This is a genomic window from Stutzerimonas stutzeri (assembly GCF_000952685.1).
Classification (GTDB): domain Bacteria; phylum Pseudomonadota; class Gammaproteobacteria; order Pseudomonadales; family Pseudomonadaceae; genus Stutzerimonas; species Stutzerimonas stutzeri_E.
Genome location: NZ_JYHV01000024.1, coordinates 1 through 20,405 on the forward strand (window position 1 = coordinate 1; position 20,405 = coordinate 20,405).

A 20,405-nucleotide genomic window follows, 5' to 3' on the forward strand; every position below is an offset into this window, starting at 1 on the left:
ACTCGAACCCCTGTTACCGCCGTGAAAGGGCGGTGTCCTAGGCCACTAGACGAAGGGGACGCAGCCCGGAAACTACAGCTTTCATTCCGGCTTCCAGCGTCTGCGATGTGCTTCACGCTGCAAGTGGCGCGCATTCTATGGACCCCTGGTAGGGTCGTCAAGCGTCATGTGAAAATTTTTTCGAGCTTGAATCTGCTGAGGTGCATTGAGCTATCAGCTTGACATCCAACGCTCTACACTCGCCATAAAACCGCCCGAAGAGAGGTGCGTCTCGTGTCCCCAGTTCTGATTGCAGGGTTGGTCATCGCTGGCCTGTTCGTACTGATAGCAATTGGCGTCATCAACCAGATCGTCGAAAAAAACAATCTGGAAAAGGCTCGCATGCGAGCCGAGCTCAGTGATCGCATGCGCCGCTGCGCCAATCTGTCCGAGAGTTTTCCAGGGCAGATGATGACACCCGCGCTCAAGCTATTGCTGGCGCGCCTGGAGCTGCATCTAGGCGAACGGCTATTGCCGCTGGACAAGAAGAACGCGACCGTCAGCACTCGCATCGACGCGCTGCGCAAAGCTGTTGCCCAGGGCGAGGAGATTCCGTTACAGAACGCGCCGGTGAAGGTGGTCACCGAGGCCCAGGCCAAGGAAATACGCCTGCTGCTGGAAGATCTGCACGCTCAGATAATATGGGCCAACAAACAGAATCAGCTGGATTCAATAGCCGCCAAACGCTGGATTCAGCAAATCCAGCGGATGATGGTGATACTGCACGTCGAGTACTTCACCAACGTCGGTCAGCAGGCTCTGCAGCAAGGCAGTGCGCACAAGGCACGCCTAGCCTTCGAACGGGGTATTCAGCACGTACGCAAGCAACCCAACCCGGCCGAGTATCAGGCCCAGCTGGCGCAGCTCGAAGCGAGCTATGCGCATGCCAATAAGCTGGAGCAGACACAACTGCAACCAAACCTTGACGAACCCAGCGAGCTGACCGAAGGTTTGAAAAACCTCGAAAGCGAAGATGACTGGAAAAAGAACAACATTTACTAGGCGTGAGCCGGGACGTGGCTTGGCAGTGATTTGAGCTGCAAGACGCACCAGCGATCTTGCGTACCTCGCCGCAATACTGACCTTCGCACCCGGCTGCCACTATCCCTGTCGCGGAGAATCTGTATGTCGCTAACCGTTTTCGGTGCTCCCCTGTCGCCATTCGTTCGCAAAGTCCGCCTTTGCCTGCTGGAGAAAGGCTTGGATTACCAGCTCGAAGTCGTCATGCCTTTCACCCCACCCGAGTGGTATCTGCAGCTCAACCCGCTTGGCCGCATTCCGGCCATGAAGGATGGAGAGTTGTGCCTCGCCGACTCCAGCGTGATCTGCCAGTACCTTGAAGAGACCTACGAACAGACCGCGCGGCTGTACGGAAACAGCTCAGTGGAGCGCGCGCAGATTCGCTGGCTGGAGAAATATGCTGATTACGAGCTGGCGCCTCTGACCACTTTCGGAGTGTTCCGCAACCGCGTACTGAAGCCGAGCGCTGGCCATCCGTGCAATGAAGAAAGCGTGCAAATCGCACTGAACCAAAAGCTGCCACCGCACTTTGACTATCTCGAACAGCAGTTGGGCCAACGATCTTATTTTGTTGGCGATCGACTCTCGATGGCCGATATCGCCCTCACCTGCCAACTGATCAATATGGAGTATGGCGGCGAGCTGATCGATGCCAATCGCTGGCCGAAGCTGGTGGAGCACTTCGCACGGGTAAAAACGATCGCCTCAGTACAGAGCCTGCTTCCCGGCGAACAGCGAATGACCGCCAAACTCATCGAAATGGGCAAAAAGGCGGTGCAGCCCAGCTGACTCCGATGCGCGCCTGCGTGGGCAAGACCACGCGTCGCTCGGAGGCAGCGACCTCACACAAGGCCACCGTACGGCTGTAGCGAGCGGCCCCTTCGCGGCAAATGGCTTATCGAGCCCCGGAGCGGGCTCAAGCGCACCATGCGCTGCCCTGTCGTTCCCTCAGAGCAGGTGGATGCCCACCCATTGCCGAGCGAACTGATAGGCACAACGACCGTTTCGATTGCCCCGTGCGGTGGCCCAGCGAATCGCGTCTTTCTCCAGCGCGTCATCCCAGCGCCAACTCAGTCCGGCCTGCTCGGCCAGCGAACCGATCCAGTGCCGCACCACGTCCAAATAGTGCTCCTGACTAAAGGGATAGAACGACAACCAAAGGCCGAAGCGATCCGACAGGGCGATCTTGTCTTCCACCGCTTCGTTGGGATGCAGTTCGCCATCGATCATTTGCCAGTTTTCATTATCGCTCTGACGCTCAGGCACGAGATGCCTGCGATTCGACGTGGCGTACAGCAGAACGTTTTCCGGCGCACGCTCCAGCGAGCCGTCCAGTACGCTTTTCAGAACGCGGTAATCGCCCTCACCCGCCTCGAATGAAAGGTCATCGCAGAACACCACGAAGTGCTGAGATTGGCTGGCGAGCTGATCGACGACTTTCGGCAGATCAGCCAGATGGTCACGCTCGATTTCGATCAGGCGCAACCCTGCTGACGCATGCTCAGCCAGCAGAGCCCGAATCAGCGAAGATTTGCCTGTCCCGCGCGCGCCCCAGAGCAGGACATGGTTCGCTGGCAAGCCGGAAACGAACTGACGGGTATTGTTCGATAGCAGCTCTCGCTGTCGATCGATACCGATCAAATCCGCCAAATTCAGATCGAGCGACACGCTCAGCGCCTGCAGATAACCGCCCTGCCCCTCGCGGTGCCAGCGCGCCGCCAAGCTACGGCTCCAATCCACTGGCTCACGTGGCGCAGGCAGCAGGGGTTCAAGGCGCGCCATCAGTGCATCGGCGCGCTGCAGAAAGGCCTTCAGCTCGGCATCCATTTCAACGACTCCATTATGGGCATGCAGACACGCCTCTTCAGGCGCTGCTGCGAAGGGTTACAGATGAGCTTCGATGTGCGCTGTCAACGCCTCCGGCGGAGTGCGCGAAGAGAAACGCTCAACCGAGCGTCCATCATCAGCGATCAGAAACTTGGTGAAATTCCACTTGATTGCCTTACTGCCGAGCAAGCCCGGGGCGCGCTTCTTGAGCTGCACGAACAACGGGTGGGCCTCGCCGCCATTGACCTTAACCTTGGCAAACAGGGGAAAACTGACGCCGAAGTTGCGCCCGCAGAAAGCAGCGATCTGTTCCTCGTCATCCGGCTCCTGGTGGCCGAACTGATCACAGGGGAAGCCGAGCACCACCAAACCTTGCTGGCGATAGCGATCCCAGAGCGCCTCCAGCCCCTTGTACTGGGGCGTGAAACCACACTTGCTGGCCGTATTGACCACCAACAACAGCTTCGCATCGAAGTCGGCAAGGGTCTTCTGCTGACCGTCAATGGTGACGCATGGAATTTCGAACAACGGATCGCGCATGGCGGTATCTCGTGGAGGCGTTGCGAAACGCCGTCAGACGGCGCGCGGCTTGTGATTGAGCGAAGCAGAATTGATGCAGTAACGCATACCGGTCGGCGCTGGGCCGTCGGGGAACACGTGACCAAGATGAGCATCGCACCGCGCGCATTTGACCTCGATACGATGCATGCCGTGGCTGAAATCATCGACGCTGGCAATCGCCGTGTCACTGACGGGCTGGAAGTAGCTCGGCCAACCACAGCCGGAATCGAATTTGGCATCCGAGTCGAACAACGGCGCATCGCAACAGGCGCAATGATAGGTGCCGGGCGTCTTGGTATCGTTGTACTTGCCGGTGAATGGGCGCTCGGTGGCTCCCAGTCGGCAGACTTGAAACTGCTCGTCGGAGAGCTCTTCACGCCAGATTTCAAGCGGTTTCTCAAGCTTGTCCATCGGTACACCTCTTAAGGGTCTGTTTCCGTTTCGTTCGCAAGCCGCGTTGCTGCAGGTAATGGTTGTTCCTTGTCAAATCCCGCAACGCGGCATGACGAAACCTGCCGCGCAACCCGAAGAGCCGGAGCCTGTTTTTGCGCGCTGCGGCGTTATTCGTCGTTCATTTGGAATAACCAAACTTCCCTCCTCATGCCTTGCCTCGCGCAAAAACAGGCTCCGGCGCGACCGCAAACGAAGCGGAAACAGACCCTCTCTTAAAAAGGGCGGATCTGTACCTTTTCCGGTGGTCGGGCCGCACGTATGATGCGTTGCTCTTAGACGCCTAGTCTGGCAGCGAGGTTGCAGGCTGCCAAGGCGCCGGGGTTCATGCCAAACGCCGCCTGTCATCCACAAGCCAGGCGCGTCTTCACTTCGGGACACTCAGGATCATGCAGGTCAGCAAATCGAACAAGCTCGCCAATGTCTGCTACGACATCCGTGGGCCAGTGCTCAAGCACGCCAAACGCCTGGAAGAGGAAGGCCATCGCATCCTCAAGCTGAACATCGGCAACCCGGCGCCGTTCGGTTTCGAAGCGCCGGAGGAAATCCTTCAGGACGTGATCCGCAACCTGCCAACGGCGCAAGGTTACAGCGATTCCAAAGGCTTGTTCAGCGCCCGCAAGGCGATCATGCAGTACTACCAGCAGAAGCAGGTGGAAGGCGTGACCATCGAGGATATCTACCTCGGCAATGGCGTGTCGGAGCTGATCGTTATGTCCATGCAGGCGCTGCTCAACAACGGCGACGAGGTGCTCATTCCGGCACCCGATTACCCGCTATGGACCGCAGCAGTGAGCCTGGCGGGCGGTAAACCGGTGCACTACCTGTGCGACGAGCAAGCCAACTGGTGGCCGGATCTGGCCGACATCAAGGCCAAGATCACGCCCAATACCAAGGCGCTGGTGCTGATCAATCCGAACAACCCAACCGGGGCCGTCTATCCGCGCGAAGTACTGGAGGGCATGGTCGAACTGGCTCGTCAGCACAAGCTGGTGCTGTTCTCCGACGAGATCTACGACAAGATTCTCTACGACGATGCGGTACACGTCTGCACGGCGTCCCTGGCGCCTGACGTTCTCTGTTTGACGTTCAATGGCCTGTCCAAGTCCTACAGAATCGCCGGCTTCCGCTCCGGCTGGGTGGTGATCACAGGGCCCAAGCACAAGGCGCAGAGCTACATCGAGGGCATCGATATCCTCGCCAACATGCGCCTGTGCGCCAACGTGCCGTCGCAACATGCCATCCAGACAGCCCTCGGCGGCTATCAGAGCATCAACGACCTGGTGCTGCCGCCGGGCCGGCTGCTCGAGCAACGCAACCGAACCTGGGAACTGCTCAACGACATTCCCGGCGTCAGCTGCGTGAAGCCGATGGGCGCGCTCTATGCCTTCCCTCGGATCGACCCAAAGATCTGCCCGATTCACAACGATGAGAAGTTCGTGCTCGATTTGTTGCTCTCCGAGAAGCTATTGATCGTTCAGGGCACCGCCTTCAACTGGCCATGGCCGGATCATTTCCGCGTGGTCACCCTGCCCCGGGTCGATGATCTCGAGCAGGCGATCGGTCGCATTGGCAGCTTCCTCAAAACTTACAGCCAGTAGCTTCGATGGATTTGCAGATCGATGACTTCTACCGGGACGCCGCGGCCGGCCTCCTGATGCTCTATCAGGCGTTCCCACGGAAGATAACCCTGTATGTAGAAGACCTCATCGGTCACGAAGAGCCCGACGAGTTCGGCCTACCCAGCAAGCGGCATCAGAGTTGTCTGGGCGCGCTGCTGTGGCTGGCCGAAGAAGGCTATGTGCGATTCGAAAGCACTATTCAGTTTCTCGCTGTCGACCAGGCCGTGCTGACCGAAAAGGCATTCCTGTGCTTGACCCGTACGCTCGACGACACCGCGAATGGTGTCGAATCCCTTCCCCCCAGCGTACGCCGGGTTCACTCGAGCCTGGCTTATCAGCTCCGCCAAGCACTACAAGAGGGGCATGGCGAACGGCTCGCTCAACTGACCCGCCAGCTATTCACCAGCACCCTATCCAGCCAACCCTGAGCGCATCGGCGGTACAGGCGACATAGCTTGAAATAGTCGCCCGGTTGAATAGCGCCGGCCCGCCCCTTATATAGCCTATCGTTCCTTATTGTTCCCCTTGGAGTCTGCCGCAACATGATGCGCATTTTCTTGTTCCTGGCCACTAACCTGGCTGTATTGGTCGTTGCCAGCATCACCCTGAAGCTACTCGGAGTGGATCGTTACACGGGTCAGAACTACGGCAGCCTGTTAGCATTCTGTGCCGTCTTCGGATTCGCCGGTGCACTGATTTCGCTGTTCATCTCCAAGTGGATGGCGAAGATGAGCACGCGTACCGAGATCATCAGCCAACCCCGCACGCGCCATGAGCAATGGCTGTTGCAAACCGTCGAGCAGCTTTCCCGCGACGCCGGCATCAAAATGCCGGAAGTGGGTATTTTCCCCGCCTACGAAGCCAACGCGTTCGCCACCGGCTGGAATAAGAACGACGCACTGGTCGCCGTCAGCCAGGGATTGCTCGAGCGCTTTTCGCCGGACGAGGTCAAAGCCGTACTGGCTCATGAGATCGGTCATGTATCCAACGGCGACATGGTGACCCTGGCACTGATTCAGGGTGTGGTGAACACATTCGTCATGTTCTTCGCGCGGATCTTCGGTAGCTTCGTCGACCGTGTGATCCTGAAGAACGAAGACGGTCACGGTATCGGCTACTTCATTGCGACCATCTTTGCGGAACTGGTGCTGGGCATTCTTGCCAGCATCGTTGTCATGTGGTTCTCGCGCAAGCGTGAATTCCGTGCTGACGAAGCAGGCGCACAGCTGGCCGGCACCAGCGCGATGATCGGCGCGCTGCAGCGGCTGCGCGCGGAACAGGGCGTGCCGGTGGATATGCCGGACAGCCTCAAGGCTTTCAGCATCAACGGTGCCCTGCGTAACGGCCTGGCGGGATTGCTGATGACGCACCCGTCGCTGGAAGACCGCATCGAGGCCCTGCGCCAGCGCGGTTGAACGAACGGATCGAAAAAAACGAGGGCGGCGCCAGCCGCCCTCAGCCCTGGAATGCAAAAGCGACGCCCTCCTCTCAACGCTCGTACTCAGCCGGTGCCGTTCCAGGAGATGCCAACCAGGCGAATATCGAATTCAGGCTCGTGAAGCACCCAAAGCTTCTGCGAAGCGTTCGAGAACACCTCGCCAACATAGCGGGGGCGTTCTATTGCCGCCCGCCGAGCCGATAGCAACTTTCATCCAGGCGCGTTAGCCCGCGTTGGAGAAACTTCCAGTTGCCGTCGTCGTCCAGCACGTTTGCCCGTTCCTGCAGCTCGAGGTTCCAATGCAAGCCAAGGGACTGCCGAACTTCGGCGTCACTCACAGCGAATGGCGGGCCAGCCATTTGTTCCTGTTCGTAATCCAGGGTAATCAGTAAACCCTGACAGCTCGGCGCGAGGATATCCGTCAGGTGTTCGACGTAGCGCTGACGCATGTCTGGGGGCAACGCAATCAACGCAGCACGATCGTACAGTCCCTGGCAGTCGGCCACGTCATGATGGCTTAGCGAGAAGAAATCGCCACAGCGGATTTCCAGCGCGCCGGCGCGATAGACCTTGAACTCGCCCTGGATGCTCACCTCGGCTGCCAGCTGTTGCTCGGCGAAAAAGTCTTCGACCGCGCGCTCGCTCAGCTCGATGCCAAGCACCGCAAAGCCCTGCTCGGACAACCAGGCCATGTCGAGACTCTTGCCGCACAGCGGCACCAGCACCCGGGCACCTTCGGCCAGATGCAAACCGGGCCAGTGGCGGCGTAGATAAGGATTGACCTCGTTCAGGTGAAAACCGATTTCGTTGCGTGCCCAGCGTCGTTTCCAGAACCCTTCATCCATATCCAGCCCCTCATAGCGATGATGGCTGGAGCTTATCAGAGCCGCCGGTAACGATCGCATCGAAGCGATTCAGCCGGTTCGTAAGGCGGTTTCCGGGTCCATGCCAGCATCACGCATTTGAGCCAATTTGTAGCGCAGGGTGCGTGCGCTGATCCCCAGCCGGTCAGCGGTCTCCTTGCGGCGACCGCGCTCTGCTCGCAAGGTCTCGAGAATCACCTCGAACTCGCGACGACGCAAATCTTCACCCAGCGCACCAGCCGTCTCGGCAGATCCTGTCGAGGCAGCCTGAGATGGGTACACCGGCGCGATGCTGGCTGCGGAACTTCTGGCCAGCGCAGCGAAGCCGGCCGTGGACGTCAGACATAAATCCTCGGGGCGGATCAGGCCGCCTTGCTGCAGAATCAATGCGCGCTGAATGGCGTTGTCCAACTCGCGGACATTGCCCGGCCAGGCGTGACCGAGAAGGCAATCACACGCCTCGGCCGTAAGCATGGCGCTTGGCTGACGCATTTTCCGCGCATGATTGGCCAGCAATCGCTCGGCCAGCGGCACGATGTCCGCCGGTCGGTCCCGCAGCGCCGGCCAGGCGAGCGGAAACACGGAGAGCCGATAGAAAAGATCCTCACGGAAACGCCCGTTACGAACCTCATCAGCCAGGTCACGGTTGGTCGTAGCGACGATACGGATATCCAGCGGTATAGGTTTACGACCGCCGACACGTTCGACCTCGCGCTCCTGCAGCACGCGCAGCAACTTGGCCTGAAGCGCCAGCGGCATCTCGGAAATCTCGTCGAGCAGCAGCGTGCCGCCTTCGGCCAGCTCGAACTTGCCCGGCTGCGTGGCGATGGCGCCAGTGAAAGCACCTTTCTCGTGACCGAACAGAGTCGCCTCGAGCATATTGTCCGGTATTGCCGCACAGTTGATCGCAATGAAAGGCTTGTCGGCGCGCGCTGATTGCTGATGGATATAGCGGGCCAACACCTCTTTGCCGGTACCGGACTCACCGGAAACCAGCACGGTCGAATCGCTACGCGCGACTCGGGCCGCCAGTGCCAACAGCTGCTGACTTGTCGGTTCGACGGCCACCGGGCCATCCTCGTCGGCTGAACCAAGTTGGCCACAAGCATGGCGAGCGACCAGTCCGAGCAGAACGTGCGGCTCAAACGGCTTGACCAAATAATCCACCGCCCCCTGACGCATCGCCTCGACCGCTCGCTCAACAGCACCAAACGCCGTCATCAGCAGGACCGGTAGCTGCGGGTATCGCTGGCGGACCAGCCCCTGCAAGGCATGACCGTCCATACCAGGCATGTTCACGTCACTGACGATCAGGCCGAAGCCACCCTGCTCCAGCGCCCGCAGCGCGGCCTCGGCGCTATCGACCGCGTGATAGGAATAGCCACCGAGCTCGAGCGTATCGCCTAGCGCCTCGCGTAGAGCACGGTCGTCTTCGACCAGCAGAATCTTCGCAGCCATGGGCTTCACTCCGAAATTGCCGGCAAGGACGCCGGAAGCAACGGCAGCTGAAGGGTCGCACAGGTTCCTCTACCTGGCCGGGAACGCAACTCAAGCGCACCTGAGTGAGCCCGCGCCACCGATTTGACCACCGCCACACCCAGCCCGGTTCCAGTCGCTCGGGTGGTAAAAAAGGGTTCCCCGAGTCGGGACAGGGTTGTCGCATCCATTCCTGCACCATTGTCGCTGATGCTGATACGCAGCACTGCGTCACGCGCATAGAGATGCACTTTCAGTCTTGGCTGCTTGTCACAAGCCTGCAGCGCGTTCTCCATCAAGTTGAGCAGCGCACCGACCAGCGTGTCGCGATTACACAGAAGCGCGCCGCTCGAGACATCGCATTGCCAGCGAACAGCAACACCCTCCACTTTCGCTGCGGCCGCTGCACGCAGCGCAGCCAGCAGTTCGGCCGTAGCCAGCCGATCCTCCAGAGGCAGGTCGCCGCGAGCGAACACCAGCATGTCGCGGACCTGATGCTCCAGTTCGTTCAGGCGGTCTTTCAGGCGGCCGGCGAAGCGCTGTTGCTGCTCGACGGACAAGCCGCCCTGCTCCAGGTGGCTGGCATAAAGCAACGCGGTGGAAAGCGGCGTGCGGATCTGGTGAGCCAACGATGCCACCATCCGCCCCAGCGCCGACAAACGCTCGTGACGCGCCAGCTGTTCCTGCAATCGTCGCGTCTCGGTCAGGTCGGTCAGCAACACCAACTGCCCAGGCTCGCCATTCAACGAACGCGTAGCGATGGACACGCGACGTCCATCCTTCAGCGAGATTTCATGGCCATCGTCCTTACGCGGAGCGAAGCTGCGGGTGATCACCTCGCGCCAGAGCGCCCCTTCGAGCGGCCCGCCTAGCAGCTCCAGCGCTACCGGATTGGCTTCGCGGACTACGCCCTGGCCGTCAATGACGATGACGCCGCCAGGCAATAGGTCCAGCAGACTCTGCAGACGATTGGCCAGGCGTTCTTTCTCTTCGAACTCGCGCCGGCGCTGCGCACTGGTTTCAGCCAGTTGGTCTTTCAATTCGGCCACACGCGTCTGCAGGAATTGCTGGGACGCGCCCAACCGACCTGACATGCGGGTAAACAGCTCAAGCGATTGCTCGAGCTCACCGCTTGCTGAGGTCTCGCTCGGGCACTGGTTTAACGCTGATGAGGAGAACGCTGAAGGCACTGGCACTCGTATCCGTCAAAAGATGGTCGGTGAAGTGACGACAGCAAGGATCATGCCCAGGACCTGTTGCTGCCACGTCGCGTGCAGCAGAACGGGAACAAACTCTAGCGGTATTGAAGAAGGATCGGCGGGGATATCACGCCGCCGCGGTTAGCGGCGTGGGGGAAACGTTATTCGTCCGTGTCGTCTTCGCGGCGATTCATGCCGTACTTGCGCATTTTTTCGACGAGGGTCGTCCGCCGAATACGCAGGCGCTCGGCAGCGCGTGCAACCACTCCACCCGCATCCTCGAGCGCTTGCTGGATGAGCCCCTGCTCCAGATTACCCAGATAATCCTTCAGGTCGAGGCCTTCCACCGGGAGCATGGCGTGGGCGTCGGCGGCGACAATGGGCGCATTGATTGCAGCACGCTCCTCCATTTCGTCATGAACGCTGATGGCGTACTGCTCGTCATCGTCATCGACATGGCGAAACTTCTTCGGCAACTCCATCACGCCGATCACGCCATAGGGATGCATGATCGCCATGCGCTCGACGAGGTTGGCGAGCTCGCGCACGTTGCCCGGCCAATCGTGACGACAGAGCGACATGATCGCAGCCGAGTTGAAGCGAATGGAACCACGCTTTTCATGTTCCATGCGTGAGATCAGCTCGTTCATCAGCAGCGGGATGTCCTCGATGCGCTCGCGCAGCGGGGCCATTTCGATGGGGAAAACGTTAAGGCGATAATAGAGATCCTCGCGGAAGCTACCGTCCACAATCATCTTTTCCAGATCCTTGTGGGTCGCCGCGATTATCCGGACATCGGCATTCTGCGTACGATTGCTGCCCACTCGTTCAAAGGTGCGCTCCTGCAGAACCCGTAGCAGCTTGACCTGCATAGGCAGCGGCATGTCACCAATTTCGTCGAGGAACAGCGTTCCGCCTTCTGCCAGTTCGAAACGACCGGCACGGGACGTGATCGCCCCGGTAAATGCGCCCTTCTCATGGCCGAACAGTTCGCTTTCCAGCAACTCGGCCGGAATCGCCCCGCAGTTGACGGGAACGAAAGGTCCACCACGGCGTTTGGAATGGTAATGAAGGTTACGCGCAACCACCTCTTTACCGGTTCCCGACTCGCCGAGGATCAATACGCTCGCTTCGGTATCGGCGACCTGTTGCATCATTTGGCGGACGTGCTGGACCGCGCGACTCGTGCCCACCAGGCTGCGGAACAGGTTGGGCTCGCGTTGCCGTCCTCGCGCCTTCGCCTGGTCATACATTTCTCGATAGACCTGGGCCCGATGAAGCGAATCGAGCAGCTTGTTATAGCTCGGCGGCATCTCGAGGCTGGTCAACACGCGCCGACGAATCTCGTCCGGCCAGTCCGTCGGTACGGGCTCACCAATCAACATTAGCGGCAGATTTTCGTCCCACTTGCTGAGCTGCTTGAGCAACTCTACCGCGCCGCCCCTGGCCGAAACGTCACCGAGCATCACGCCGAGAATGCTGCGGCTCGACTCCAATGCCTCGACCGTACCCTGCCACTCGTTGCTGGCGCAGGCCAGATGGTCCTCGCTCAGAAAATTAAGAATGACCGCCAAATCGCGGCGACGATCCTGATCGTCATCTATCAACAAAATTTTGGTTTCACGCCACATCTTGTTTATAGCTCTAGAGGCTGAAAGGGGGGCCGCGCTCGTCTTTGATAAAAACGGTTACGCCATCGGCAGATAGCCAGTAGTTAATTAAAAAAAACCCGCCGAGTCAAATTTATGACGTGATTCAACGACAAAAGATCAAAAATCGACTGATTGTAGGCAAGGCAGAGGGGAGCGAAGTGCAGCGATCAGCGGAGCGGTCGTTCGCCTAGTCCACGGACACGTTTCGAATGCCGTGGCCACCAAGACGAGTTGCCGGATTAAAGTTGCCGGACGTATGCGGCCACGCTGACGTTCCCCACCGACTTCTGTTCTGATGAGCAGAACTCCCCCTGATCTCAACCAAACAGCTTATATACGTTGGCGTTGCGTTGAGATTGATTGAGCTGTAGCAGTTCGTCCGCGACGCGCCGCTGCTCGGTCTGGCAGGTGACGACCAGCTCCTGGTAGAGATTTACCAGCTCTTGCAGCCGCTGCCGAAGTGCCGGCTCGTCCTCACGAGGCTCAACCATCGCTGCCTCAACGACCTGCCGGCATTGCAGATCCAGGACGCTGATCGCCGTCCAGTCCTGCTGTGCCATCGCATCGCGTAACGCGCTGCGGGTTTCTTCAAGACGTTTGACTGCTGCACTCATGAATCCGCTCCGGATGAACTGGTTACAAGGCCGAACCTACACGGCCACACGGCACTGCTGGCGGTGTCTGAACCTTTATCGGCAACCTGCGAAACGTCTTTAACGTTGTCATGAAAATCGAGGCTGCGGCGCATCAGTGCAAGCCACGCAGCCCCGTAGGAACGCTTGGAGGCGCGACCGGCTCCCAAGGCCCATCGGGCCGGCCAGCACAATACCAGTCGCCGTCCCAGCGGTAGTAGAGCCGCTCACGGTAGAACATGTCCCGCCCTTCCACGACATAGACCCCTAGGCGATTGTCCCAATGCGCAGCGGCATGTGGCGGCGGAGCATAACGTGGATGGCTTTTTTGCGTAGCGGGCGGGCGCGGGGCCGGAGGCGTACGCACCGGCGGTGGACTCGTGACCGGTTCGCGAGGCTCCGACACCGGCGGGGTCGGTCGGCGTGCCGGCTCAGATGTTTGATAGGGATTACCCGCGCAGGCTCCCAACAGCAATGCCAGCATCACTACGCCGCCAGCCCTGGGCAAGCGATATACCGCTGTCGAAACCAAATCCGTCATTGTCACTGGCCTCCTGAACCCTGGCGATCAGGGCGTTTCAGGTTGATCGATGGTCAGCTTGACCGAGCCGCCGGTGCTCGGTGCCAGCGGTTCGCTGCTGCCCTGCCATTCGCCCTGTGTGGCGTTTCCATCTCTGGAAATACGAGCGAACAGTTTGACCTGTTCGAAGTTGGACAAGCGAAGTTGCGGAGTCATTGCATCGGCATCGCTCAAACTGACCGTAGCGGGCAGATCGGCCACGGTCAGGCGCTTCACAGCCAATGGCATTGGCGGGCCGGACAGCGCGCGAGCAAAAACGAATACGGTGTCAGTGGGCCGCACCTCATCACTCAACGCGGCGCCCAGCTGCACATCGACTGTCAGTTCGGGACCGACAGCGGCAGTGGTTTCGCTTGCCGGTTTCTTCGCGCTTGGCGAAGCCGGTTCGCCGAGCTGTTCTCGGGCTCGGGCAATGCCACTCTGAATAGCTTCACGCGAGGGGTCCTCGGCGGGCAGCGTTGCGACCAGGCGCTCCCAGAACCCTATCGCCTCATCGAAACGCTGCTCTTCGTAGGCTGCAATGCCCAGCAACCCGAGGCTGGTGACTTCGTGAGGATCGCCCTTGAGCGCTTCGTCAGTCAGCTGCTGCATCTGCGTCGACCATTGGCGGTCTTCGGCAAAATAGAGTGCCTGCGCCCATTGGCCCAAAAGCTCCGGCTGGCGACCCGCGCGCTTGATGAGCTGCTCATAGGCTGCGGCCGCATCGGCGGGACGATCCTGGCGCATATAAGTTCTAGCCAGGAAATACCAGGCCTCGGTGGACTCGGGCTGTGCCTTCACTGCGCGCTCCAGCCTCGTCGTCATTTCTTCCATGGTTCTAGGTTGCTCGGCGAATTCGCGCGCCAGCTCCAGCTTGTCGCTCGCCCCCCAATGCAAGTACAGGCCGTACCCCAGCAACGGCATGAGAATCGCCGCAATCAGCGGCACCGCTCGGCCCAGGTTGCTGCGCCGAGAAGTATCGTCACCCTCGGTGTCGTCTAGCAGCTCACGCGCCGCATCGGCTCGTCCCACCTCGAACTGCTCCGGGGTGAGCGTCCCTGCCGACTGCTGTGCGGCCAGCTCAGCGAGCCGCTCTTCGTAGAGCGCGACATTCAGGGCCGTCCGGTCCTCTTCCGCCTGTATCCGACGCCCCCGCATCAGGGGAAGCAACAGGAACGCCAGGGCGGCCAACAACAGCAGGCCTGCACCTATCCAGAAATCGATCATGGTTCTTTTTTATCCAACAACATGGCGAGACGCGCACGCTCGGCCTCGGAAAGAGTGTTCGACACCGAGCCGGCAGAGTTTCGACGGCGGCGGATCAAGATGAACGCCAGCACGCCGAAACCGAGTACTAGCAAAGCAATAGGGCCATACCAGAGCAAGAGCGTCTTGGCATTGACGGGCGGCTTGTAGCGGACGAAATCGCCGTAACGGGCGACGAGGTAATCCACTATCTGCTCGTTGCTCTGCCCCTCCTCTACCATGCGGTAGATTTCGCGACGCAGGTCCATAGCGATCGGCGCGTTGGAGTCGGCAATGTTCTGGTTCTGGCACTTGGGGCAACGCAGCTCCTCGACCAACGTGCGGTAACGCTCCCGCTCAGCATCGCTCTTGAATTCATAGGAGTCGATTGCCGCCTGCACGCCGCCAACCAGACACAGCGCCAGCACAATCCCCTGGATCAGCTGCTTCATTCGTCCACCAGTTCTTGATACAGCGCGGCGAGTTGCTCGCGCCAGACGCGCTCATCGATGACGCCGACGTATTTGTGGCGAATGATTCCCTGCTTGTCGACGATGAAGGTCTCGGGGGCGCCATACACGCCCAAGTCCAAGCCCAGACTGCCCTGCTCGTCACTGATGTTCAGCTGGTAGGGGTCGTGAAAGTCCTTAAGCCATTTCTGCGCCGCGGCATTGTCGTCCTTGTAGTTGACGCCATGAATGACCACGCCCTGCTCCGCAAGCTTGTTCAGTACCGGATGTTCGACCTTGCAGGCGACGCACCAGGTCGCCCAGACATTGACCAGTGCTGGCTTGCCCTTGATATCCGCGGCGCTGATCAGCCGCTGTGGATCCTCGACCGAAGGCAGCGTGAACGACGGTATCGGTTTACCAATCAACGCCGACGGCAGCTCGGTCGGATCGAGGAACAGCCCACGATATAGAAACACGGCGACCAGCAGGAAGATCGCCAACGGCAGCAACATCAATACTCGTTTCATTAATTAGGCTCCTTGCCGGGCCAAGCCGAGCGCGTCGCGGACGCGGGTCCTGACCTTCACCCGGTAGCGCTTGTCGCTGACCGACAGCACGCCCCCCAGCGACATCAGCAATGCGCCCATCCAGATCCAGCGAACGAACGGCTTGATATGCACCCTCACCGCCCAGGCGCCGTTATCCAGGGGCTCGCCGAGAGCCACATAGAGATCGCGAGTGAAGCCTGCATCGATGCCCGCCTCGGTCATCGGCATCTGCTGCACGGTGTAGAGACGTTTCTCCGGATGCAGCGTCGCCACCTGCTTGTCGCCCTCGAAGACGCGAATGGTGCCCTTATCGGAGGTGAAGTTGGGACCTTCGAAATGTTCGGCACCATCGAAAACGAAGCTGTAACCACCCAACTGCAGCGACTCTCCGGGAGCCAGACGCAAATCTCGCTCGTCGCTCTGCTGGCTCGTCAGCACCACTCCCAGCGCACAGACCACCAGACCGAAATGCGCCAACTGCATACCCCAGTAGCTCGGCGCCAGGCTTCTGATCCCCTTCAACAGGCCTTTATGACGGGTCTTGTCGAGTATGTCGCGCACCCCGGCGGCTACCACCCAGGCAGCCAGCAGACATACTGCCAGTACGGCCCAGTGGAAATCGCCGAATAGCATCGAGCCCAGCCCACCGAGGACGGCGCTGGTGATCAGCACCGGGATCAGCATGCCGACCAGCCATCTCACCGGCGTGTCCTTCCAACGCACCAGCACACCTACGGCGAGCGCGAGCATCAACGCGCCGATGAGCGGCAGGAACATCGCATTGAAATAAGGGGGACCGACCGAAAGCTTGGTATTCGACAGCGCATCGAGCAGCAGTGGATACAAGGTACCCAGCAAAATCATCGAGGTGGCGACGACCAGCAACAGGTTATTGACCAATAGCAGCGTTTCCCGCGACCACAGGCCGAAACCGATCTGGCTCTTTACCACCGGCGCGCGCAGGGCGAACAGCGTCAGCGAACCACCGATCACAATCAGCAGGAACGCCAGAATGAAAACACCACGCGCTGGATCGGTCGCAAACGCATGCACTGAAGTCAGCACGCCGGAGCGAACCAGGAAAGTACCCAGCAGACTGAGCGAGAAGGCTGCGATGGCCAACAGAACCGTCCAGCTCTTGAAGACACCACGCTTCTCCGTCACCGCCAGCGAATGAATCAACGCCGTGCCCACCAGCCAAGGCATGAAGGACGCATTCTCCACTGGATCCCAGAACCACCAACCGCCCCAGCCCAGTTCGTAATAGGCCCACCAGGAGCCGAGGGCGATACCGATGCCCAGGAAGGCCCAGGCGATCAGCGTCCAGGGGCGCGACCAGCGTGCCCAGGCGGCATCCAGGCGACCTCCAAGCAGTGCGGCAATGGCAAACGCAAAGGCTACCGAGAAACCGACATAGCCCATGTAGAGCATCGGCGGATGAACCACCAGACCGAAATCCTGAAGCAACGGATTGAGGTCCCGTCCGTCCATCGGTGCCTGCGGTAGCAGCCGTTCGAAGGGGTTTGACGTAACAATCAGGAACAGCAGGAAGCCGATGCTGATGAGCCCCATGACGCCCAGTACCCGAGCCAGCATGTCTTCCGGCAACTGGCGCGAGAAGATCGATACCGCGAAGGTCCAGCCCGCCAGGATGAAGGCCCATAACAGCAGCGACCCCTCGTGTGCCCCCCACACCGCGCTGAATTTGTAGTACCAGGGCAAGGCGCTGTTGGAGTTCTGCGCAACATAGGCCACGGAGAAATCATCCACCATGAAAGCGTAAGTGAGGCAAGCGAAAGAGAACGCCAGGAACGAGAACTGTCCCCACGCGGCCGGTTGCGCCAGCCCCATCCATTGCTGATCACCCCGCCAGGCACCGATCAATGGAAGCGTGCCTTGTACCAAGGCCAGGCACAGCGCCAGGATCATTGCCAGGTGACCGAGTTCGGGAATCATTTCGCGTACTCCTGCTCGCCACCCGCGTAAGGCTTGCTCTTGCCGCTTTTCTCAAGTGCTGCCGTGACTTCTGGCGGCATGTAATTTTCGTCATGCTTGGCCAACACCTCGTCAGCGACCAGCATGCCGTCGGCATTCATGCGCCCCAAGGCGACGATTCCTTGCCCCTCACGAAACAGGTCAGGAAGAATCCCTTGGTATTGAATGGTCACTGACTGAGCGTAGTCAGTGACACGAAAGGTCACCGTCAGCGAATCGTTGCTGCGTTGTACCGACCCCTCTTCGACCATTCCGCCCGCACGGATCCGCGTGCCTTCCGGCGCTTCGCCCGCGGCGATCTGCGTCGGCGTATAGAAGAGGTTGATGTTCTCTTGCAGAGCAGACAATGCCAGCGCCACCGCGATACCGACGCCAGCCAGAATGGCCAGTACGATGTACAGACGCTTCTTGCGCACAGGATTCACTTCATTTCCTCCCGGCGCAAACGACGCGCCTCGTCTTGCAAATAACGCCGACGCGCCATTACCGGCAACGCCACGTTGAGAATCAGGACCGCCAGGCTGATGCCATAAGAAGTCCAGACATACAGGCCATGGTTGCCCATGGCGATGAAGTCGGAAAACGAGGAAAAATTCATAAAGCTTTACCCGCCAACGCTTTCACCTCGGCTTTTACCCAGCTGCTTCGCGACTCGCGGCGCAGCACTTCCAGACGCATGCGCATCAGTAGCACCACGGCGAAGAAGCAATAGAAGCCCAGCACCATAACCAGCAGTGGCAGCCACATCTCGGCCGGCATGGCCGGCTTCTCGGTAACGGTGAAGGTCGCCGGCTGATGGAGCGTGTTCCACCATTCCACCGAATATTTGATGATCGGAATGTTGACCACCCCGACGATGGCGAGCACCGCGCAGGCCTTGGCTGCGCTGTCACGATTGCTGATCGCCTGCCCCAGCGCAATGATGCCGAAGTACAGGAACAGAAGGATGAGCATCGAAGTAAGCCGGGCGTCCCATACCCACCAGGCGCCCCAGGTCGGCTTGCCCCACACCGCACCGGTGAGAAGCGCGATAAAGGTCATCCAGGCGCCGATCGGCGCGGCCTGCTGCAGGGCGACGTCGGCGAGCTTCATCTTCCAGACCAGGCCGACAATGCCGGCGACGGCGAGCATTACGTAGATAGATTGCGCCAGGAAAGCGGCGGGCACGTGGATATAGATGATGCGAAAGCTGTTGCCTTGTTGGTAATCCTGCGGCGCAAAGGCCAGGCCCCAGACGACGCCGACACCGATCAGCAGCAACGCGGCCCAGCCCAGCCAGGGCATCCAGCGGCTGCTGATCTCGTAAAACCATTTGGGCGAACCCAGTTTGTGGAACCACGTCCAGTTCATAGAACCCGCCTCACATCCACCACACAGGGCGATACTGCCTTGAAAAAGGGCAGCCGCCTCTTGCCCGCGATCAGTAAACTCATCGTTATCGAAACCACTCGTCTCGTATCGGTGACTCGCGCTCCGCTATCGGATAGATCCATGATGCAGTCCGTCATTCGCCAACGCTGATTTTCAGGCCGGCCGCTATTGCAAAGGGTGTCAGGGTAACTGCCAGAGCAGTCAGACTGGAAAGCCATAATAGGTGTCCGAGCGCAGGTAGCCCCTGCAACGCTGCCTGCAGTGCCCCGCTGCCGAGGATCAGCACGGGGATATAGAGTGGGAGAATAAGTAGTGCCAACAGCAGGCCGCCACGCTTGAGTCCCACGGTCAACGCCGCCCCCACCGCTCCTAGCAGGCTGAGCACTGGTGTGCCCAGCAGCAACGAAATCAGCAGGACCGGTAGCGCACTGGCCGGCATTCCCAGCATGAGACCCAGTAACGGGGCGAGCAGCACCAGCGCCAGCCCGGAAAACAGCCAGTGTGCCAGCACCTTGGCGAGAACCAGAAGCGCCAACGGGTGCGGCGAAACGACCCACTGCTCGAGCGAACCATCCTCGAAATCGCTGCGAAACAGTCCGTCCAACGAGAGCAGCACCGCCAACAGCGCAGCAACCCAAATCAATCCAGGTGAAATCGTTTGCAGCAATTGCGATTCGGGGCCGACCGCCAACGGAAACAGGGCGATGACGATGGCAAAGAAAACCAGCGGGTTGGCCAGTTCCGCCGGTCGACGGAACAGCAGACGCGTTTCGCGAGCCAGCAGCAGGGTAAAAACGTTACTCATGCGGCTCGCTGCCCCAGATCTATTTCGCGGAAGCCTGCCGGCATCTCGGCGAGCGAATGATGCGTCGTCAGTACGACCATGCCGCCCTGCTCGCAGTGGGTCGCCAGATAGCGTTCGAGCTGCGCCACGCCATGCTTGTCCAGCGCGGTGAAGGGCTCATCGAGAATCCACAAGGGTGGGGGCGACAGATACAACCGAGCCAGGCCGACGCGGCGCTGCTGTCCTGCGGAAAGCGTGTGACAGGGCACATCTTCGAAACCGCGCAAGCCTACCGAATCAAGCGCTTGCCAGATCGCATCGCGCGTCGCAGGCTGATGCAGTGCGCACAACCAGGAGAGATTCTCCTCGGCAGTGAGCAGCCCCTTGATACCCGCTGCATGGCCGATCCACAACAGATTGCGGGCCAATTCATCGCGCTGGCTTTCGAGGTCTCGCCCGTTGAGCAGCACCTTGCCTGAGGTCGGCTGCATCAGACCGGAGAGCAACCGAAGCAGGCTGGTCTTGCCACTACCGTTGGGGCCGGCGATCTGCAACATTTCCCCTTTGGCGATCCGCAGGTCTAACCTCTCGAACAGAAGACGCCAGTCCCGCTCACAGGAAAGCGCTACAGCTTCTAGAAAGGGACTGGACACGCTAGGGCTACCTCAAGAT

23 protein-coding genes are annotated in these 20,405 nt (G+C 59.8%); 5 read left to right on the top strand and 18 right to left on the bottom strand.

Going from position 1 to position 20,405, the window contains the following annotated elements; translation table 11 throughout:
• Nucleotides 1–273 precede the first annotated feature (273 nt).
• Entirely contained in the window at nucleotides 274–1,041 is a 768-nt protein-coding gene (locus tag UF78_RS13260; protein ID WP_196298668.1) for a hypothetical protein, read from the top strand.
• Nucleotides 1,042–1,164: 123 nt separating this feature from the next.
• The gene (locus UF78_RS13265; protein WP_045162692.1) at nucleotides 1,165–1,848 is read left to right on the top strand and encodes a glutathione S-transferase family protein; all 684 of its coding nucleotides are present in this window, start codon (nucleotides 1,165–1,167) and stop codon (nucleotides 1,846–1,848) included.
• Nucleotides 1,849–2,007: 159 nt separating this feature from the next.
• Here the strand turns inward: UF78_RS13265 and UF78_RS13270 are convergent, their stop codons facing one another.
• From UF78_RS13270 to msrB, 3 genes are read right to left on the bottom strand one after another with little or no spacing between them, the layout of a single operon-like run.
• Nucleotides 2,008–2,886: an ATP-binding protein gene (locus tag UF78_RS13270; RefSeq protein WP_045162693.1), complete on the bottom strand. Its 879-nt coding sequence runs from the start codon at nucleotides 2,884–2,886 to the stop codon at nucleotides 2,008–2,010.
• A gap of 57 nt (nucleotides 2,887–2,943) precedes the next feature.
• Complete coding sequence (locus tag UF78_RS13275) at nucleotides 2,944–3,426, bottom strand: glutathione peroxidase (RefSeq protein WP_045162694.1); 483 nt, start codon at nucleotides 3,424–3,426, stop codon at nucleotides 2,944–2,946.
• Nucleotides 3,427–3,459: 33 nt separating this feature from the next.
• Nucleotides 3,460–3,858 carry a peptide-methionine (R)-S-oxide reductase MsrB gene (gene msrB, locus UF78_RS13280; RefSeq protein ID WP_045162695.1) on the bottom strand — a complete coding sequence of 133 codons (399 nt, stop codon included), beginning with the start codon at nucleotides 3,856–3,858 and terminating at the stop codon, nucleotides 3,460–3,462.
• Nucleotides 3,859–4,286: 428 nt separating this feature from the next.
• Here msrB and UF78_RS13285 point away from each other — a divergent pair, with 428 nt between their 5' ends.
• From UF78_RS13285 to htpX, 3 genes are all read left to right on the top strand, one after another.
• Entirely contained in the window at nucleotides 4,287–5,498 is a 1,212-nt protein-coding gene (locus tag UF78_RS13285; protein ID WP_045162696.1) for a pyridoxal phosphate-dependent aminotransferase, read from the top strand.
• A gap of 5 nt (nucleotides 5,499–5,503) precedes the next feature.
• Nucleotides 5,504–5,947, top strand: a complete 444-nt coding sequence (locus UF78_RS13290) for a hypothetical protein (RefSeq protein ID WP_045162697.1) — start codon at nucleotides 5,504–5,506, stop codon at nucleotides 5,945–5,947.
• A gap of 114 nt (nucleotides 5,948–6,061) precedes the next feature.
• On the top strand, nucleotides 6,062–6,934 hold the full coding sequence (htpX, locus tag UF78_RS13295) for a protease HtpX (RefSeq protein ID WP_045162698.1): 873 nt from the start codon (nucleotides 6,062–6,064) through the stop codon (nucleotides 6,932–6,934).
• Between the two features lie 202 nt (nucleotides 6,935–7,136).
• Here the strand turns inward: htpX and UF78_RS13300 are convergent, their stop codons facing one another.
• From UF78_RS13300 to ccmA, 15 genes are all read right to left on the bottom strand, one after another.
• Nucleotides 7,137–7,802, bottom strand: coding sequence for a thiopurine S-methyltransferase (locus UF78_RS13300; RefSeq protein ID WP_045162699.1), 666 nt, complete (start codon nucleotides 7,800–7,802; stop codon nucleotides 7,137–7,139).
• Between the two features lie 69 nt (nucleotides 7,803–7,871).
• On the bottom strand, nucleotides 7,872–9,278 hold the full coding sequence (locus tag UF78_RS13305; protein ID WP_045162700.1) for a sigma-54-dependent transcriptional regulator: 1,407 nt from the start codon (nucleotides 9,276–9,278) through the stop codon (nucleotides 7,872–7,874).
• A 5-nt stretch (nucleotides 9,279–9,283) separates the two neighbouring features.
• The gene (locus tag UF78_RS13310; protein WP_080890621.1) at nucleotides 9,284–10,390 is read right to left on the bottom strand and encodes a sensor histidine kinase; all 1,107 of its coding nucleotides are present in this window, start codon (nucleotides 10,388–10,390) and stop codon (nucleotides 9,284–9,286) included.
• A gap of 266 nt (nucleotides 10,391–10,656) precedes the next feature.
• A complete protein-coding gene (locus UF78_RS13315) occupies nucleotides 10,657–12,126 on the bottom strand; it encodes a sigma-54 dependent transcriptional regulator (RefSeq protein ID WP_045162702.1) in 1,470 nt (489 codons plus the stop codon).
• Nucleotides 12,127–12,464: 338 nt separating this feature from the next.
• Nucleotides 12,465–12,761, bottom strand: a complete 297-nt coding sequence (locus UF78_RS13320) for a hypothetical protein (RefSeq protein ID WP_045162703.1) — start codon at nucleotides 12,759–12,761, stop codon at nucleotides 12,465–12,467.
• A 133-nt stretch (nucleotides 12,762–12,894) separates the two neighbouring features.
• Nucleotides 12,895–13,263: a hypothetical protein gene (locus tag UF78_RS23115; protein ID WP_230623645.1), complete on the bottom strand. Its 369-nt coding sequence runs from the start codon at nucleotides 13,261–13,263 to the stop codon at nucleotides 12,895–12,897.
• An 84-nt stretch (nucleotides 13,264–13,347) separates the two neighbouring features.
• Complete coding sequence (gene ccmI, locus UF78_RS13325) at nucleotides 13,348–14,565, bottom strand: c-type cytochrome biogenesis protein CcmI (RefSeq protein WP_045162704.1); 1,218 nt, start codon at nucleotides 14,563–14,565, stop codon at nucleotides 13,348–13,350.
• Nucleotides 14,562–15,035 (bottom strand): cytochrome c-type biogenesis protein, encoded by a 474-nt coding sequence (locus tag UF78_RS13330; protein WP_045162705.1) that lies wholly within the window; start codon nucleotides 15,033–15,035, stop codon nucleotides 14,562–14,564. Before UF78_RS13330 ends, ccmI begins: the two co-directional genes overlap by 4 nt.
• A complete protein-coding gene (locus UF78_RS13335) occupies nucleotides 15,032–15,562 on the bottom strand; it encodes a DsbE family thiol:disulfide interchange protein (RefSeq protein WP_045162706.1) in 531 nt (176 codons plus the stop codon). Before UF78_RS13335 ends, UF78_RS13330 begins: the two co-directional genes overlap by 4 nt.
• Before the next feature lie 3 nt (nucleotides 15,563–15,565).
• Entirely contained in the window at nucleotides 15,566–17,539 is a 1,974-nt protein-coding gene (locus UF78_RS13340) for a heme lyase CcmF/NrfE family subunit (RefSeq protein WP_045162707.1), read from the bottom strand.
• A complete protein-coding gene (gene ccmE / locus UF78_RS13345) occupies nucleotides 17,536–18,003 on the bottom strand; it encodes a cytochrome c maturation protein CcmE (RefSeq protein WP_045162708.1) in 468 nt (155 codons plus the stop codon). The genes UF78_RS13340 and ccmE overlap by 4 nt, the downstream gene beginning before the upstream one ends.
• A complete protein-coding gene (gene ccmD / locus UF78_RS13350) occupies nucleotides 18,000–18,176 on the bottom strand; it encodes a heme exporter protein CcmD (protein ID WP_045162709.1) in 177 nt (58 codons plus the stop codon). The genes ccmE and ccmD overlap by 4 nt, the downstream gene beginning before the upstream one ends.
• A complete protein-coding gene (locus UF78_RS13355; RefSeq protein ID WP_045162710.1) occupies nucleotides 18,173–18,928 on the bottom strand; it encodes a heme ABC transporter permease in 756 nt (251 codons plus the stop codon). Before UF78_RS13355 ends, ccmD begins: the two co-directional genes overlap by 4 nt.
• Before the next feature lie 154 nt (nucleotides 18,929–19,082).
• Complete coding sequence (gene ccmB / locus UF78_RS13360; protein WP_045162711.1) at nucleotides 19,083–19,754, bottom strand: heme exporter protein CcmB; 672 nt, start codon at nucleotides 19,752–19,754, stop codon at nucleotides 19,083–19,085.
• Entirely contained in the window at nucleotides 19,751–20,386 is a 636-nt protein-coding gene (ccmA, locus tag UF78_RS13365; RefSeq protein ID WP_045162712.1) for a cytochrome c biogenesis heme-transporting ATPase CcmA, read from the bottom strand. Before ccmA ends, ccmB begins: the two co-directional genes overlap by 4 nt.
• Nucleotides 20,387–20,405 lie beyond the last annotated feature (19 nt).